Annotated in this window: 10 protein-coding genes; all 10 read left to right on the top strand. The window is 56.9% G+C overall.

Annotated features, from left to right (window positions below):
• Positions 1 to 59: 59 nt before the first annotated feature.
• The 10 genes from FHS21_RS09375 (at position 60) to addA (ending at position 16,375) form a co-directional block, all read left to right on the top strand.
• Positions 60 to 1,847, top strand: coding sequence for a sensor histidine kinase (locus tag FHS21_RS09375; RefSeq protein WP_112525204.1), 1,788 nt, complete (start codon positions 60 to 62; stop codon positions 1,845 to 1,847).
• Positions 1,847 to 2,305 (top strand): phosphoenolpyruvate carboxykinase (ATP), encoded by a 459-nt coding sequence (locus FHS21_RS09370; protein ID WP_112524865.1) that lies wholly within the window; start codon positions 1,847 to 1,849, stop codon positions 2,303 to 2,305. The genes FHS21_RS09375 and FHS21_RS09370 overlap by 1 nt, the downstream gene beginning before the upstream one ends.
• A 184-nt stretch (positions 2,306 to 2,489) precedes the next feature.
• Complete coding sequence (locus FHS21_RS09365; protein WP_112524863.1) at positions 2,490 to 2,891, top strand: PTS sugar transporter subunit IIA; 402 nt, start codon at positions 2,490 to 2,492, stop codon at positions 2,889 to 2,891.
• Positions 2,892 to 2,915: 24 nt separating this feature from the next.
• A complete protein-coding gene (locus FHS21_RS09360) occupies positions 2,916 to 3,230 on the top strand; it encodes an HPr family phosphocarrier protein (RefSeq protein WP_112524861.1) in 315 nt (104 codons plus the stop codon).
• Between the two features lie 153 nt (positions 3,231 to 3,383).
• A complete protein-coding gene (ahcY, locus tag FHS21_RS09355) occupies positions 3,384 to 4,784 on the top strand; it encodes an adenosylhomocysteinase (protein WP_112525202.1) in 1,401 nt (466 codons plus the stop codon).
• A 187-nt stretch (positions 4,785 to 4,971) separates the two neighbouring features.
• The gene (locus FHS21_RS09350) at positions 4,972 to 7,503 is read left to right on the top strand and encodes a sensor histidine kinase (protein ID WP_112524859.1); all 2,532 of its coding nucleotides are present in this window, start codon (positions 4,972 to 4,974) and stop codon (positions 7,501 to 7,503) included.
• A 7-nt stretch (positions 7,504 to 7,510) separates the two neighbouring features.
• Positions 7,511 to 9,019, top strand: coding sequence for a tRNA (adenosine(37)-N6)-threonylcarbamoyltransferase complex ATPase subunit type 1 TsaE (gene tsaE / locus FHS21_RS09345; RefSeq protein ID WP_112524857.1), 1,509 nt, complete (start codon positions 7,511 to 7,513; stop codon positions 9,017 to 9,019).
• A gap of 3 nt (positions 9,020 to 9,022) precedes the next feature.
• Positions 9,023 to 9,748 (top strand): nucleotidyltransferase family protein, encoded by a 726-nt coding sequence (locus FHS21_RS09340; RefSeq protein ID WP_246410960.1) that lies wholly within the window; start codon positions 9,023 to 9,025, stop codon positions 9,746 to 9,748.
• Positions 9,741 to 12,881 (top strand): double-strand break repair protein AddB, encoded by a 3,141-nt coding sequence (addB, locus tag FHS21_RS09335; protein WP_183661748.1) that lies wholly within the window; start codon positions 9,741 to 9,743, stop codon positions 12,879 to 12,881. Before FHS21_RS09340 ends, addB begins: the two co-directional genes overlap by 8 nt.
• A complete protein-coding gene (gene addA / locus FHS21_RS09330; RefSeq protein WP_183661746.1) occupies positions 12,878 to 16,375 on the top strand; it encodes a double-strand break repair helicase AddA in 3,498 nt (1,165 codons plus the stop codon). Before addB ends, addA begins: the two co-directional genes overlap by 4 nt.
• Positions 16,376 to 16,544: the final 169 nt, after the last annotated feature.

Here is a 16,544-nt window from a genome sequence, read left to right as displayed (position 1 = left end):
GTTGTCTCGCCGCTGCATGAATGCGATGAGCCAACCGAATCATGATGTCTGAGGCAAAGATGGTAGCCGAACTGCAAGGCGGCAATATCACGCGCAAAAGCGCCGTTATGCGCCGCAAGCGTTCGCTGGCTTTGCGCCGCTTTTTCCGTCCGCTCAATCGTGTTTTTGGCAACTATCTGTTCTCGAGCCTGACCCGGCGCATTCTTTTTCTCAATCTGGCCGGCCTGGCCGTGCTTCTGTCAGGCATCATGTACCTCAATCAGTTCCGCGACGGATTGATCGATGCTCGCGTCGAGAGCCTGATGACGCAGGGCGAGATCATCGCGGGTGCCATAGCGTCATCGGCAACAGTCGATACGAACTCCATTGCCATCGACCCAGAGAAGCTGCTGGAACTGCAGGCTGGTCAGAGTATTACGCCGTCACCCGACGTTCTGGATAATCTCGATTTCCCCATCAATCCGGAGCGCGTGGCGCCGGTCCTGCGCAGGCTCATTTCACCGACGCGTACGCGTGCTCGCATCTATGACCGGGATTCCAATCTGCTGCTGGATTCGCGCCATCTCTATTCGCGCGGCCAGGTTCTCCGGTACGAGCTTCCGCCGATCGATGGCGAGGAGCCGAGCTTTTTCGAACGCCTGACCAACCGCATGACACGGCTTTTGCGCCGTAGCGACCTACCGGTTTATCAGGAACAGCCTGGTGGCAATGGATCCTCTTATCCCGAAATCATGAAAGCGCTGACCGGTTCTCCTGCAACCGTCGTCCGCATGACCGAAAAGGGAGAGCAGATCGTCTCGGTCGCAGTGCCGATCCAGCGGTTTCGTGCCGTGCTCGGCGTGCTCCTTCTTTCGACCGAAGGCGGCGATATCGACAAGATCGTTCAGGGTGAGCGCTATGCGATCATCCGTGTCTTTACGGTTGCTGCGCTGGTAATGGCTATTCTATCGCTCTTTCTCGCCTCGACGATTGCCAATCCGCTTCGCCGTCTTGCTGCCGCTGCCGATCGCGTCCGGCACGGCGTGAAGAATCGCGAGGAGATACCGGATTTTTCCGAGCGGCAGGATGAAATCGGCCATCTTTCGACATCGATCCGTGACATGACCAATGCGCTCTATGCCCGCATCGAGTCGATTGAGAGTTTTGCGGCCGACGTGAGTCACGAACTCAAAAATCCACTAACTTCGTTGCGAAGCGCCGTAGAGACGTTGCCGCTTGCCAGAAACGAAGAGTCGAAGAAACGGCTCATGGATGTGATCCAGCACGACGTGCGCCGCCTCGATCGCCTGATCACCGATATCTCTGACGCCTCGCGACTGGACGCTGAACTCGCACGTGAGGATTCAGAGCACGTCGATCTCAAGTATCTGTTGGGCAACCTCGTCACCGCCGCGCGCGAGGTCCGGCGGAACAAGAAAGATACCCGCATCGAATTGGTCGTGGGCAAGTTGCCGAACAACAGGAAGGGTTTCTTTGTCGCCGGCCATGATCTACGGCTCGGCCAGGTCGTCTCCAATCTGATCGAAAATGCGCGGTCGTTCGTTCCCGTCGAGGACGGCGTTATCACGGTGACGCTGGAACATATGGGCGACCGCATCAGAATTACCGTCGAGGACAACGGCCCAGGTATCCGAGTAGAACAGATCGACCGGATTTTCGAACGGTTTTATACGGATCGGCCATCCGGAGAGGCCTTCGGTCAGAACTCGGGCCTGGGACTATCCATCAGCCGTCAGATAATCGAGGCTCATGGCGGCACATTGAATGCCGAGAACATTATCGACTTCAAAGACCCTGACAATTATCTCGGTGCGAAGTTCGTCGCCATTATTCCAGTTGAGGTCTGATGATTGTCGAGCCGGATGGGCATGTGCACGCGACCGCGGTCCTTGTCAGCGATCGCGGCATCTTGATTTCGGGCCCTTCCGGATCGGGTAAATCATCGATTGCCAGTGAACTGGTGCGGCGAGCGGCTGGCAGAGGCGCATTTGCCGCCCTGATTTGCGATGATCAGTGTCTTTTGCAAGCCATATCCGGCCGCTTGATCTGCGCTGCCCCTGCCTCATTGCAGGGCGGCATGGAGGTGCGCGGCTCGGGCTTGCATACGGTTGATTTTGAGACTTGCGGGGTGATCCATCTTGCCGTTGAACTGACCAAGCCCGGACAAGCCATTCGATTTGCTGGTGACGCTAGAATAGTGCTCGAAGGCGTCGCGGTGCCACATTTAATTTTACCTGAACGGGAGGTGGAAGCAGCTTGCCGGGCCGTGGAGGCGAGGCTTTTCCGGGCGTTTTGGAAGAAATAGGACAATCGATTCAAATGGTTGCAATGTTGCACTGCGATAAAATGACTGACCGTCTTGCTCAGGCCATTTTTCCGCTTGCCTTCACGATTCGTCCTGCCAAAATGCGACACCTGCCAAACGGGGCATTCAATGCGCAGTAAAAAGCCCAAACCCAAGGGGCTGGCGCGACAGGAGCAGTTTCAGAATGATCGGACTCGTGCTTGTGACGCACGGAAGACTGGCTGAAGAATTTCATCATGCCGTGGAGCATGTGGTCGGCCAGCAGGAATATTTGGAAACCGTCTCGATCGGTGCGGATGACGATATGGAGCAGCGGCGGCGTGACATCGTCGATGCAGTTGCCCGTGCCGACAATGGTTCGGGCGTTATTATCCTGACAGATATGTTTGGTGGTACGCCTTCTAATCTGGCCATCTCGGTGATGGAATCGGGGCGGATCGAAGTCATTGCGGGAGTTAATCTGCCGATGCTGATCAAGCTTTCCAGTGTGCGGGTTACCAATGACATGGCAGCAGCATTGCGCGAAGGTCAGGATGCAGGACGGAAGTATATCAATGTGGCCAGTCAGGTGCTGACAGCCAAATAGGGCTTATGCTCAAAGAGGAAATAGATGCGCCTGACTGCCGAAACAACCGGTACGTTTGACCCGGATAACGCACTTGTCGAGGAATTCGAGATCGTCAACCGGCGTGGTCTGCACGCGCGCGCATCTGCCAAGTTCGTCCAGCTCGTCGACGGCTACGACGTCCATGTCCGTGTTGAAAAGGATGGAATGACCGTCGGCGGTACTTCGATCATGGGCTTGATGATGCTTGCCGCATCTCCCGGGTGCTGCATCAAGGTCAGCGCGTCCGGTGTACAGGCGCGCGAATTGATGAAGGCTCTCGGCACGCTCATTGCCGACAAGTTTGGCGAAGAAGCCTGATTGACGTAACTCTCCATGTCGAATCATATGCACGCATAAGGATTTCTTTATATCCCATTGTGCGGCGGGGTCTAATCTGCTAGTCAACTTCATCTCCGGTCGCCCGATCAGATAGTGCGCGGCCAAATGAAAACGAAGACGGAGCTGAACGAGATGGCCGACACCCAGGATTACATAGTCAAGGACCTTGAGCTGGCCGCATGGGGCCGCAAGGAAATGGATATCGCCGAAACAGAAATGCCGGGCCTGATGGCCAGCCGCGAAGAATTCGGCAAGACACAGCCGCTCAAGGGCGCGCGCATCACCGGGTCGCTCCACATGACGATCCAGACAGCGGTCCTGATCGAGACATTGCAGGCGCTTGGCGCGAAAGTTCGCTGGGCCTCGTGCAATATCTTCTCCACACAGGATCACGCCGCCGCAGCGATTGCTGCAACCGGAACGCCGGTTTTTGCCGTCAAAGGTGAGTCGCTCGAAGAGTACTGGACCTATACGGACAAGATTTTTCAGTGGCCGGATGGTCAGCCTTCCAACATGATCCTCGACGATGGCGGCGATGCCACGATGTACATTCTCATCGGTGCACGTGCCGAGGCTGGCGAAGATGTTTTGTCGAAGCCGGAGAGCGAGGAAGAGGAAATCCTCTTCGCACAGATCAAAAAGCGCATGAAAGAAACGCCTGGCTTTTTCACCAAGCAGCGCGATGCCATCAAGGGTGTCACTGAAGAGACCACGACCGGCGTCAATCGCCTGTATCAGCTGCAAAAGAAGGGCTTGTTGCCTTTCCCGGCAATTAACGTCAACGACAGCGTCACCAAGTCGAAATTCGACAACAAGTATGGCTGCAAGGAATCGCTGGTTGATGGCATCCGCCGCGCTACCGACGTAATGATGGCTGGCAAGGTCGCTGTCGTCTGCGGTTACGGCGATGTGGGCAAAGGTTCGGCACAGTCGCTGCTTGGTGCCGGCGCTCGCGTCAAGGTGACGGAAGTTGATCCGATCTGTGCGTTGCAGGCCGCGATGGATGGTTTCGAGGTTGTGACGCTCGAAGATGCGGCCCCGACGGCCGACATCATCATTACGACGACCGGCAACAAGGACGTCATCACCATCGAGCACATGCGCGCGATGAAGGACATGGTCATTGTCGGCAATATTGGTCACTTCGATAACGAGATTCAGGTCGTTGCCCTGCGCAATCTCACGTGGAACAACATCAAGCCGCAGGTCGACATGATCTCGTTCCCGGACGGCAAACGGCTGCTGCTTCTCTCGGAAGGCCGCCTCCTCAACCTCGGCAATGCTACGGGCCATCCAAGCTTCGTCATGTCCGCCTCGTTCACCAATCAGGTTTTGGCTCAGATCGAGCTTTATAGCCGCGGCGAACAGTACAAGAATGAAGTCTATGTCCTGCCGAAGCACCTCGACGAAAAGGTTGCCCGGTTGCATTTGGATAAGCTCGGCGCGAAATTGTCGGTGCTTTCAGAAGAACAGGCTGCCTATATCGGTGTGACGCCTAAGGGCCCTTTCAAGTCAGACCACTACAGATATTGATCTGATTAGTATACACCCACAAGATATAGAGACCGGAGGATTGACAAATCCTTCGGTTTTCTTTTTTGCGCCTAGTTCTTCCCGTCGATTCGCTCAAGGTTTATTGTAGTGATTCGGGATGACGGTGTTCCAGGTGGAGCGGTAGGGAATAACCGGCATTCGTCAGGATGGGGCAGCGACGGTTGATATGAAAATTGGGACAAGTGATGTTCGCAGTAAACATGCAGCACACGGACCGGTGCTGGACAGACTGCGAAGGATCCTGGCTAAAGGCACAAGTTCAGCCCTGCCGGTCCTGTTGATGTCTTCCCCGTCAGCTCGTGCACAGGACGCGCTCGGAAAAATCACGACACCCTTCGGCGTAGAGGTCGGTACGTTCGAAGTCGTGCAGTTCGCTATTTTCCTTGGCGCCATGGGTGCAGCGCTGCTGTCCGCCGGCTGGCTTATTCGCGAGCGCAGTCGTATTGCCCAAGAAAATCGCCAGCTGCGCGACAAGGTTGCGGACCTCAACGTGACGGTCCAGCGCAATGAGGCGCTGCTTAATCTCAAGGATCAGCGTGTGATCGTGTGGGAAGGCGCTTCGAGTACGCCCAATCTCATTGGCACTCTTCCTCCAGAGATTGGCGTGCCAGAAGGCCGTGCGCTGTTTTTGGCCTTCGGACGATGGCTTCGTGTCGATTCGGTTACGCTGCTTGATCGTTCCATCTCGGCCTTGCGCGAAAAAGCACGCCCATTCGACATTGCGGTCGAAACCTCGAAGGGCGCACCGCTGGAAGTGCAGGGCCGCACCTCCGGCGGTTATGCAATAGTGCGTTTCATCAATCTCGGTGAGACCCGGGTCGCGCAGGCGCTCCTCAAGTCTGAAAACTATCAGCTTAATGAGGCCGTCACCACGCTGCGCGGCTTGCTGGAATCGATCGATATGCCGTCCTGGAGCCGTGATGGCGATGGCCGTCTCAACTGGGTGAACATGGCCTATGCCAAGGCTGTTGATGTTCGCGATCCGCAGATTGCGATTCGGGACGGTCGCGAATTGTTCGGCGCACAGGCGCGAGAAAAGATCGAACGCGACAAAGTAGCAAACCGGCGCTTCCAGGATCAGCTGTCGACTGTGGTTGGTGGCGATCGCCATGTCTTCCGGGTCACCGATGTGGCCAGTAGTGCGGGTTCGGCCGGCCTCGCGACCGACGTCAGCGAGGTCGAACTGATCCGTGAAGAGTTCAAGCGAACGGTTCTCAATCATTCGGACACGCTCGACCAGTTGAACACCGCTGTCGCGATGTTCGACGCCAATCGTAAGCTGCAGTTCCACAACCAGGCGTTTGCCAAGCTCTGGGGACTGGACATGGCATTCCTTGAAAGTAGCCCCGACAATGCGATGCTGCTCGATCGTTTCCGCAGTGATGGAATCCTGCCGGAACAGCAAGATTGGCGCCGATGGAAGGAAACAGTCTTGGCGGCCTATCATTCGGTCGAATCGCAGGAGCATATCTGGTATCTGACCGATGGGCGCACGCTGCGTGTGATCGTCAATCCGCAGCCAAAGGGCGGGGTAACCTGGGTCTTCGAAAACCTTACCGAGAAGCTGGAGCTGCAAAGCCGTTACAACACGTTGATCAAGGTGCAGGGTCAGACGTTGGACCATCTGGCGGAAGGCGTCGCCGTTTTCGGCTCAGACGGAAAGATTCGTCTATCGAATCCTGCTTTCGCTTCCCTCTGGTCGCTGAAGCGCGAGCAAATCTCTGAAGGTATGCACATTTCAGCCATTCGCCGCCTGTGCGAGCCGGTCTCGGATGCTGCGCATTGGGAAACCTTTGTCACCACTGTGACGGGTTTTGACGACGAGCGGCTGTCTCTCTCCGGACATCTCGAACTGAGCTCCGGCAAAATTCTCTACTATGCGACGGCGCCGCTACCAAACGGCCAGACGATGCTGACCTTCGTTGATGTGACGGACTCGGTACAAGTGGAACGGGCGCTGAAGGAGAAGAATGAAGCTTTGGAGCGGACGGATGAGCTGAAGAATGATTTCGTCCAGCATGTCTCCTATGAGTTGCGATCGCCTTTGACCAATATCATAGGCTTTACCGAGCTTCTGCAGACACCGATGACAGGGCCGCTCAATGACCGTCAACGCGATTATCTTGATCACATCGGCACGTCCTCTTCGGTGCTGCTGACGATCGTCAACGACATTCTCGATCTCGCTACTGTAGACGCCGGCATCATGGAACTTGATATCAGCGATGTGTCGGTCACCGATGCGATCGCCACTGCATCAGAGAAAGTGGCGCAACGATTCAGGGAGCATAATATCCTGCTCGACATCCGCATCGCACCAGGAACGGGTTCGTTTCGTGCCGATGCCAGCCGGGTCAAGCAGGTTCTATCCAATCTTCTCAGCAATGCTGCCAACTACGCGCCCGAAGGCAGCACGGTGACGCTCGCATGCTGGCGCGACCAGGCCGAAATGGTGTTCAGCGTCAAGGACAATGGCCCAGGCATGCCGGATTATGTTCTCGACAGCATCTTCAAGCGCTTCCAGCCCTATCCCAATGGCGGCCGCAAGCGTGGAGCCGGCCTCGGACTTTCCATTGTCAAGGGTTTCGTCGAATTGCATGGTGGTACGGTCGATATCGATAGCGGCGCCGGCAAAGGTACGCTCGTTACCTGCCGGTTCCCGGTGGAGGCGCGCACATTCAGCATCGCTGCCGAATAAACACTCCATGACATCAATCTTCATTCAGCTTGCAACACCCGAGGATACGACGAGGCTTGGCCAGGATCTGGCACTGGCATTGCGCAAGGGTGATCTCGTCACGTTGTCCGGAGATCTCGGCGCCGGCAAGTCGACGCTCGCACGGGGACTGATACGCACCATCGCCGATGACAATCTTTATGAGGTGCCGAGCCCGACCTTCACCATAGTGCAGTCCTATCCGGAGTTGCGACTGCCAGTAAGTCATGGCGATCTTTTTCGGCTGGCTTCTGCCGATGAGGTGGACGAGCTCGGTCTTGATGAAGCCCTGGAGGATGGTGTCGTTGTGGTAGAGTGGCCGGAACAGGCGAGGGGTGCATTATCAGCGTCCAGCTTGAAGGTGACGCTTGTGAATGACGGCGACGGCCGGAAGGCATTGATCGAGGGCGAACCGGCTGCATTGGCGCGGCTGCAACGCTCCCTAGCGATTCGCGAGTTTCTCGCCAAAGAAGGATTCGCCACGGCTGAGCGGCGCTATCTGCTTGGCGACGCTTCAGCCCGGGGTTACGAAACCATTGCAATGGGCCAGGGGCGTCCGTTTATCCTCATGAATTCACCCTACAATCCAGGTGGTCCGGTCCTTCGCAACGGCAAGACCTATATGCAAATCGCCCACCTTTCCCAATCCGTGACTGCGTTTGTCGCACTTGACAGGCTGCTCACATCACGCGGCTTCACGGTGCCGAAAATCGCCGCAGAGGACTTGGAGAACGGTTTTCTGATCCTCGAAAATCTTGGCAGCGATGGGATACTGGATGGCGAAGGCGCTCCAATCCTCGAACGATATGAAGCAACGGTTCGCTTGCTGGCAAGCCTGCACCAGCATTCCTGGTCCAAGGATATTAATTTAGGCGCAGGCATTTCCCATCATATCCACGATTTCGATCGCGATGCCATGATGATCGAGGTCGAGCTTCTGTCCGATTGGTATGTGCCGCGGATAAGTGGAGCAGCGCTCGGACTCGACCAAAAAGCAGAATTTGTGGCCGCATGGGACAAAGTATTCAGTCAACTAAGCAATACGGAGAAAAGCCTTCTCCTGCGCGATGTTCACTCACCCAACATCCTATGGCGCGAAAACGAAACGGGTATCAATCGTGTCGGACTTATTGACTTTCAGGACGCCATGATTGGACCGTCAGCCTATGACGTTGCATCATTGATCTTCGATGCGCGTGTCACTATTGCCCCGGACATACAGGATCATTTGCTGGGCGCCTATATCGACGAACGGCGCTCGGCTGATCCCGGTTTCGACGAAACTTTGTTTCGCAAGGCGTTCGCTATCATGGCGGCACAGCGCAATGCCAAGATACTCGGTATTTTCGTCCGGCTCGACGAGCGAGACGGCAAGTCTTTTTATCTGAAGCATCTGCCGCGTATCCGGTCCTACCTTAATCGCGTTATCGTTCATCCCGCACTGGCGCCGGTCAAGCAATGGTGCGAGAAGGCGGGAATACTTTCTTCGGAGATTTGATTGATGGCAGGTCTGCATACGGCAATGGTTCTGGCGGCCGGCCTTGGCAAGCGTATGGCTCCAATTACTGATACGACGCCAAAACCACTGGTAAAAGTAGCCGGCAAACCATTAATCGATTGGGGACTCGAAGCGCTTGAAAATGTGGGCGTTGAGCGAGCTATCGTCAACGTCCACTATCTTGCCGATCAGGTTGATGCACATCTGGCCAAGCGGAGAACTCCAGCGATTGTCATTTCGGACGAGCGCAATGAACTGCTCGATTCCGCCGGTGGTATCATCAACGCTCTTCCAAAGATCGGCTTCGATCCCTTCTATGTGGTCAACGCCGACACTTTTTGGGTGGATGGACCGAAGCCCAATCTTGTCCTGTTGGCCGAAGGATGGGATGATGCGCGCATGGATATTCTGCTGATGATTGCGGCAAAGGATCAGGCCACCGGCTATGATGGGCGCGGTGATTTCCACATGGACAACGATGGTCGCCTGCGCCGCCTCGGACTCGGCGAAACGTCGCCCAATATTTATGCCGGGGCAGCCATTATCCATCCACGGATTTTCGCAGGCGCTGTGGCGGGCAAGGCATCGCTCAATCGCTATTTTGATGCGGCGATCGCGACAGGCAGGCTTTATGGCCGGCGGATGGAGGGCTTGTGGCTGACGGTCGGAACACCTGATGCGATTGGCGAGGCGGAAGCCGCCATCGCCAGACAGACGGTCGATGGTTGAGCACGGGCATTCGCGCATATTCTCCATAGCACCGGGCATTCCGTTTCTGCCCGCTCTTGTTGATGCGCTGCGATCGGGCACGCTTGTACCAGGTTATCCGGCCGATGCGTCGGATCCCATGGCGCTGGCGCAGGCAACCATCTACGTGCCGACACGGCGCGCTGCACGCACCCTTCGCTCCTTGCTGGTCGAAACGAGCCCAGCCAGGTCTGCTATCCTTCCCGTCATCCGGCCGCTCGGTGATGTGGATGAAGATGCGGCAATGTTCGATATGGGATCGGATGCTTTTTTCGATCTCCTACCACCGATAGGCTCGACAGAACGCTTGCTGCTACTCGCGCGGCTGGTGAGGCCTTGGCGCGAACGCCTGCCCGATCACGTCCGCGCACTTTTCGGTAACGAAGAGATCGCGATCCCGGCTACGACGGCCGATGCAATCTGGCTGGCGCGCGATCTTGCAAGCTTGATGGATCAGGTTGAGACCGAAGCCATGGGCTGGTCGACGCTTTCCAACATTGTGTCGGAGGATCTGCCGAACTGGTGGCAGGTAACTCTCGACTTCCTGGGGATAGTCACCAGTCTTTGGCCCGATGTTCTTGCCAGCCGGCATCGATCCAATCCTGCCGCACATCGCAATCGGCTGATAGAACTCGAAGCCGAGCGTCTGTTGCGCAGCCCGCCCGCCGGGCCGGTTATCGCAGCCGGTTCCACCGGTTCCATACCCGCCACCGCACAGCTGCTCGCCACCATCGCTCGCCTGCCACAAGGTGCTCTGGTTCTGCCCGGCGTCGATCGTGATATGGACGCTGCAAGTTGGGAACTTCTGGCAAACACTATCGATAGTCCATCGATCTTCGGTCACCCGCAATATGGTTTGAGAAAGCTATTGAGCCAGCTCGGCGTTCTGCGTCAGGACGTCATCCAGTTGGGAGACGTCGCAGCGTCAAAACGTGCGCGCGAGGCTTTGCTGGCCGAGGCGATGCGCCCCGCAGACACGAGTGAAGCCTGGGCCGATATCGACCGTGGCGATGGCAAGTTCTTGGCTGCCATCGCACCAATTGCGCTTGTGGAAGCCGCGAATGAACGGGAAGAAGCTCTCGCAGTCGCTGTTGCTTTGCGTGATGCGATCAACCAGCCAGGCAAGACGGCAGCCTTGATCACTGCGGATCGCGATCTTGCGCGGCGTGTCTCGACTGAGCTTGCACGCTTCAATATCGCGGCCGATGATTCCGGCGGGCATGCTCTGCGTGAAACGCAACCAGCCACATTGATGCGGCTAGCACTGGAAATAGTCTTCAATCCGGGCGATCCGGGCGCACTGCTCGCGCTTCTCAAACATCCATTGACCCGGCTCGGTCTCGAACGTTCCGCTGTTAGGCAGGCTGCAGAAACCATTGAACTCGTGTCGCTTCGCGGAGGTACGGGTCGGGCTACACTGGCCGGGCTCCGGTCTTTCTTCGAAAAACGCCTTTCGGAGGCGAGCACAACACCATTTGAACCCGTTTGGCTCCGGCAAATTACCGTGGCGCACATCGAGGCCGCCCGCATAACCTGCGACGCACTCACGCAAAGTATGGAACCACTGGCGGTCTTTGCTTCCAGAGAAGCCCCGGTAGAGATCGCGGAGATTATCCACGCCACCGTCGCCAGTCTGGAAAATCTGGTACGGGACGACCAAGGAAATATCGCGGCGCTCTATTCAGGCGCCGCTGGTGAACAGTTCGCCGCCTTCCTGCGCAATTTGATATCGGCAGATGCAGGGTTGGAGTTCATGCCTTCCGAGTGGCCGTCGATGATCGAGGCGCTGGTCGCGGGAGAGGTCGTCAAGCCTAAGGCCGGTGCGCATCCCCGCCTCTTTATCTGGGGGGCACTCGAAGCTCGTTTGCAGACAGTCGATACGGTTGTCATCGGCGGTCTGAACGAAGGGTCATGGCCGGGCAAAACCCGCAATGATCCCTTCATGTCGCGGCCAATGAAATCAATCATCAATCTTGAACCACCGGAACGGCGCACCGGTCTTGCAGCCCACGATTTCCAGATGGCGATGGGAATGAACCGCGTCATTCTCACGCGGGCGCAGCGCGCCGCCAACGCTCCGACGGTTGCTTCGCGCTGGTTGCAGCGCCTCGAGACCGTCCTTGGCAAAACTGCAACCGCGGAATTGCGCATGCAGGGTACGAAATACCTGAACTGGGCGCGGGAGATCGACACTGGACCGGACGAAGATTTCGTCAAGCGGCCCGAACCCAAGCCACCTTTAGGCGCGCGGCCAAAGCATTTCTCGGTCACGGAAATTGAGACGCTCAGGCGCGACCCTTACGCGATCTTTGCCCGGCGCATCCTGCGCCTGCGCCCTATCGAACCGCTGATCCGCGATCCCGATGTCGCCGAGCGGGGATCGCTGTTCCACGATATCCTGGCAGATTTCACTGCACAGGGCGTCGATCCGCAGACCGACGATGCATCCGCACGTCTTCTGGAAATCGGACGGCGTTTTTTCGATGAAGTAGCCTTGCCGGAAGAAATCGATGCGGTGTGGTGGCCGCGATTTCAGTCGCTGGTTCCGGAATACCTCCAATGGGAACGGCAACGCGCGCACCTCATAGCGGTACGTCATCCGGAAATCACTTCAAGAAAGATCCCCGTCGAAACAACCGGCGTGACGCTCTCGGGCCGTGCTGACCGCGTTGACCTCCGGCGCGAGGGTTCGGCTGAGATTATCGACTACAAGACGGGTTCGACACCGTCCAAGCGGCAGGCGCATGTGCTTTTGTCCCCGCAGCTTGCACTCGAAGCAGCGCTTTTGGCGCGTGGTGCTTTCCACGAAGTCGGTGCTCGCGATGCTGCGGACCTCCTTTATGTAAGGCTTCGTCCCAACGGCAAGGTTGATCCGGAATCGATCCTGAAGATTGGTAGCGGCTCCAACGGCAGCGAGAAGTCCGCGCCAGAATTAGGCGAGCTTTCGTGGCGCCGCCTGACCGAGTTGCTGACCGCTTATCGCGACCCGCACAAAGGCTATCTTTCGCGGGCGCTGCCATTCAAGGAAAGCGATTTGACCGGGGATTACGATCATCTCGCACGTGTGCTGGAATGGTCGGCGGGCGGCACTGACGATAGCGGTGACGGCGAATGAAGACGCCGCGCAACATTCCGAGAGAAACAATTGCCAATCAAAACAAGGCGGCCGATCCGAAGGATTCCGTCTGGGTTTCGGCCAATGCCGGGTCGGGGAAGACGCATGTACTGACCGAACGCGTCATTCGACTACTGCTCGACGGAACCGATCCTTCCAAGATTCTCTGCTTGACCTATACCAAGGCAGCGGCGGCGGTCATGCAAAACCGCGTTTTTGCGCGATTGTCCGATTGGGCAACATTGGACGAAGGTGCGTTAGCCGAGACCATCGAGAAGATCGATGGCAGTCGCCCCGGGCCGAGACGGCTGGCGCAAGCGCGACGTCTGTTTGCACGGGCACTGGAAACGCCGGGCGGGCTCAAGATTCAGACTATCCACGCCTTTTGTGAAGCTATCCTCCATCAGTTCCCCCTCGAGGCCAATATTGCGGGCCATTTCGAATTGATGGACGACATGATGCAGGTGGCGTTGGTCGGCGAAGCGCGCCGCCAACTTTTGCAGGCAGCGCGCCTTGACCATAACACGGAGCTTGCCGCGGCTTTTGCCGATGTGCTCGATGCCGCCGGAGAGTTTGGTCTGCAGCAACTGCTCGATGAAGCAGTAAACAAACGGCATGATCTGACACAATTTATCGGCGAAGTCGGTTATGATGATCTGCGCCGCCAGGCTTTTTATTCGCACTTCGGCTTCCAAGGCGACGAGACCGAAGACAGTATTCTGTCAACGCTTTGGCCGGTGGACGAATTCGATCACCCGATGTTGTCCGGAATTCTGCAGATACAAAAGAGTGCAACGCGGGCGCAAGAATTTGCGTTGATTCTGCTTCATGCAAAGTTCAACGAACAAGTCGACCAGCGCGAGGAAGCACTGCGGGCGGCGTTCCTGAAAGCGACGGGTGATCCCAAAAGCGGTTCCTATATCGCAACCAAGGGGGTGACTGACCGTTATCCGGATTTTATCGATCGTTACGATCAAGCGGCACAACGCGTATTCCAGGGGTTGGACCGTCTTAAGCAATGGCGCATGCTTCGCCTTACCCTTTCCGCCTTGGTTCTGATTGACGATCTGATCGGCCGCTATCAGCACATGAAAAAGACGCATGGTCTGCTCGATTTCGACGATCTGATTGTGCGTACGGTGAGATTGCTGTCGCGTCAGGATGCTGGACCATGGGTACAATACAAGCTCGACAAGGGTATCGACCATATTCTGGTCGATGAGGCGCAGGATACGAGCCCCAATCAATGGCGTGTCATCCGTCTGCTCAGCGAGGAATTTTTTGCCGGCAAATCCGCCCGCGACATCCGGCGCACGCTGTTTGCCGTCGGTGACGAGAAGCAGTCCATTTATTCATTTCAGGGCGCTATTCCTGAGGATTTTGCCAAGCATGGCAGGGAGACCGAAAGGAACACCAGGCAATCTGAATTGAGTTTTGAGCGTGTCAATCTCAACTTCTCGTTTCGCTCGGCCCCCGATGTTTTGTCTGCCGTCGATAAAGTTTTTGCGCGGCCCGAGGCCAATCGTGGCTTCGGACGGGAACATGGCCCGACTGTCCATACGGCCATTCGCGATCATGATCCCGGCGAGGTCCAGATATGGGACATGATCACGCCTGAAAACGCGCCCCAGGAAGACGATTGGCGCAAGCCCGTGGACAGCCTGCCTGCTCCACCTGTCCGGCTCGCTGAGCAGATCGCCAAGACGATAGATAGCTGGCTAAAGAATGGCGAAGTAATCGAGGGGCAGGGCCGGCGTCTCGAAGCGCGAGACATTATGGTACTGGTGCGCAAGCGCGATCAGTTCATGCCAGCTTTGTCGCGTGAGCTGAAGAGGCGGCAGGTCCCGGTTGCCGGCGCTGACAGGTTGAAGCTCACGGACCACATTGCCATCAAGGATCTGGTGGCGCTTGGCCGGTTCATGCTGCTGCCATCTGACGACCTGTCGCTTGCAGCACTGTTGAAGAGCCCGTTGTTCAAGTGGAATGATGAACAGCTGTTTGACCTCGCATATGGCCGGGCAGAACATGAAACACTCTATCAACGGCTGAAGGCGCGTGCCGACGATGATCTGATCGTGAGTGCAACGGCGCAGCGATTGCAGAATTGGCGCAATCGGGCCGACACCGTACCGGTGTTCGAGTTCTATGCGGAGATTTTGGGGCCAGGAGGCGCCAGACGCGATCTGTTGGCAAGACTCGGCCATGAAGCCGGCGATGTCATAGACGAGTTTCAAAACTATGCGGTTGCAACGGAAAAGACCGGCCTCCCCGGACTCCAGGCATTCCTTGAAACGCTTGACGCCGCAACTCCCGAAATCAAACGCGAACTTGATCAGAGCCGCAATGAAGTTCGCATCATGACTGTGCATGCAGCCAAGGGGCTGGAGGCGGCCATTGTTTTCCTGGTCGATTCCGGCAGTGCGGCATCGGCAGGTGGGCGAACGCCAAATTTGCTTTCTTTCAAGCTGCAGGAACAACACGGCTGGCAAGGTCCAGGTTTTCTTTTCGTCCCTGGCAAAAGCTATGCAACCGCCTTTACGGGAACAATCGTCGATAATTTGAAAATTCGCGCCGAAGAAGAGTATCGCCGGCTTCTCTATGTGGGGATGACGCGCGCCGAAGATCGCTTGATCGTCTGCGGTTATCGCGGATCACGGCAGGCATCCGAAACCTGGCATGGACTGGTCGAGGCCGCCCTAGGTGAGTTGAGCGAACCATTCCAGCATCCTGTAGAAACTGTGGTCGCCAGGCGCTATCGCGTGATGGAACGCACTCACACGCCGATCGATGAGCTTGCCACGCCTTCCGAAGCGCATGCCGAACCATTTCCTGCGGCGTATCGCTCTCCCATGCCGCGAGAAGCTGGCCTGCCAAGACCGCTTGCGCCATCGGGCGTCTCGGTCTTGATCGAACCGGATGACGAAGCGCCCGTGATGACCGGCTCGCCAGTATTGACAGCAAATGGGGGTGATCCATCTTTTGCGATCCGCCGTGGAACGGTCATCCACGCCCTGTTGCAGACCCTGCCGAACTTGCCCGCCGAACAACGGGTCCCCGCTGCGGAGCGCTACCTTTCGCGCGCCGCCTTCGACTGGCCCCGGCAAGAAATCCAAGACGCTCTGCAATCGGTCCTCGGCGTTATAGATGATCCACGCTATGCGCCTGTTTTCGCATCGGGCTCGCTAGCGGAAGTGGCGATCATGGGAACACTGCATCTGCGCGGCAAGGATCACGCCGTTTCGGGTGTGATCGACAGGCTGGCAGCCGGTGAAAAGCGGGTGCTGATCGTGGATTACAAGACAAACCGCCCACCCCCCACTAACCTCGCCAAGGTTCCGGAGGCGTATGTCGCGCAGCTAGCCCTTTACCGCCAATTGCTGGAACCGCTTTATCCCGGGAAGACTGTGGAAGCTGCATTGCTCTTCACCGAAGGTCCGCACCTGATCGAGATCCCGGCGGACGCAATGCGCGACGCGCTCGTTCGGATGGTGTGAGCAAAGGTATGGATTGGAAAATGAAATAACGTGTTAAGGCTTGATTATTGATTGCTGCGGGCGGCAGGCAATGAAGCGGGACTACAGGTGCTTCTAAACTGTTTGCACTGAATCGTGACAACACCGAGCTTGACGATTGCGAGCCGACTCACCACATGATGTGCAACAC

It is taken from the genome of Phyllobacterium trifolii (genome assembly GCF_014192095.1).
Classification (GTDB): Bacteria; Pseudomonadota; Alphaproteobacteria; order Rhizobiales; family Rhizobiaceae; genus Phyllobacterium; species Phyllobacterium trifolii.
Note: the sequence above shows the minus strand (reverse complement) of the source record. Positions and strands in the feature narration are given on the sequence as shown.

Bases quoted from the DNA above. Each gene is read 5' to 3' on its own strand.
- FHS21_RS09375 (WP_112525204.1), top strand. From the start codon at position 60: ATGGTAGCCGAACTGCAAGGCGGCAATATCACGCGCAAAAGCGCCGTT.
- FHS21_RS09370 (WP_112524865.1), top strand. From the start codon at position 1,847: ATGATTGTCGAGCCGGATGGGCATGTGCACGCGACCGCGGTCCTTGTC.
- FHS21_RS09365 (WP_112524863.1), top strand. From the start codon at position 2,490: ATGATCGGACTCGTGCTTGTGACGCACGGAAGACTGGCTGAAGAATTT.
- FHS21_RS09360 (WP_112524861.1), top strand. From the start codon at position 2,916: ATGCGCCTGACTGCCGAAACAACCGGTACGTTTGACCCGGATAACGCA.
- ahcY (WP_112525202.1), top strand. From the start codon at position 3,384: ATGGCCGACACCCAGGATTACATAGTCAAGGACCTTGAGCTGGCCGCA.
- FHS21_RS09350 (WP_112524859.1), top strand. From the start codon at position 4,972: ATGAAAATTGGGACAAGTGATGTTCGCAGTAAACATGCAGCACACGGA.
- tsaE (WP_112524857.1), top strand. From the start codon at position 7,511: ATGACATCAATCTTCATTCAGCTTGCAACACCCGAGGATACGACGAGG.
- FHS21_RS09340 (WP_246410960.1), top strand. From the start codon at position 9,023: ATGGCAGGTCTGCATACGGCAATGGTTCTGGCGGCCGGCCTTGGCAAG.
- addB (WP_183661748.1), top strand. From the start codon at position 9,741: ATGGTTGAGCACGGGCATTCGCGCATATTCTCCATAGCACCGGGCATT.
- addA (WP_183661746.1), top strand. From the start codon at position 12,878: ATGAAGACGCCGCGCAACATTCCGAGAGAAACAATTGCCAATCAAAAC.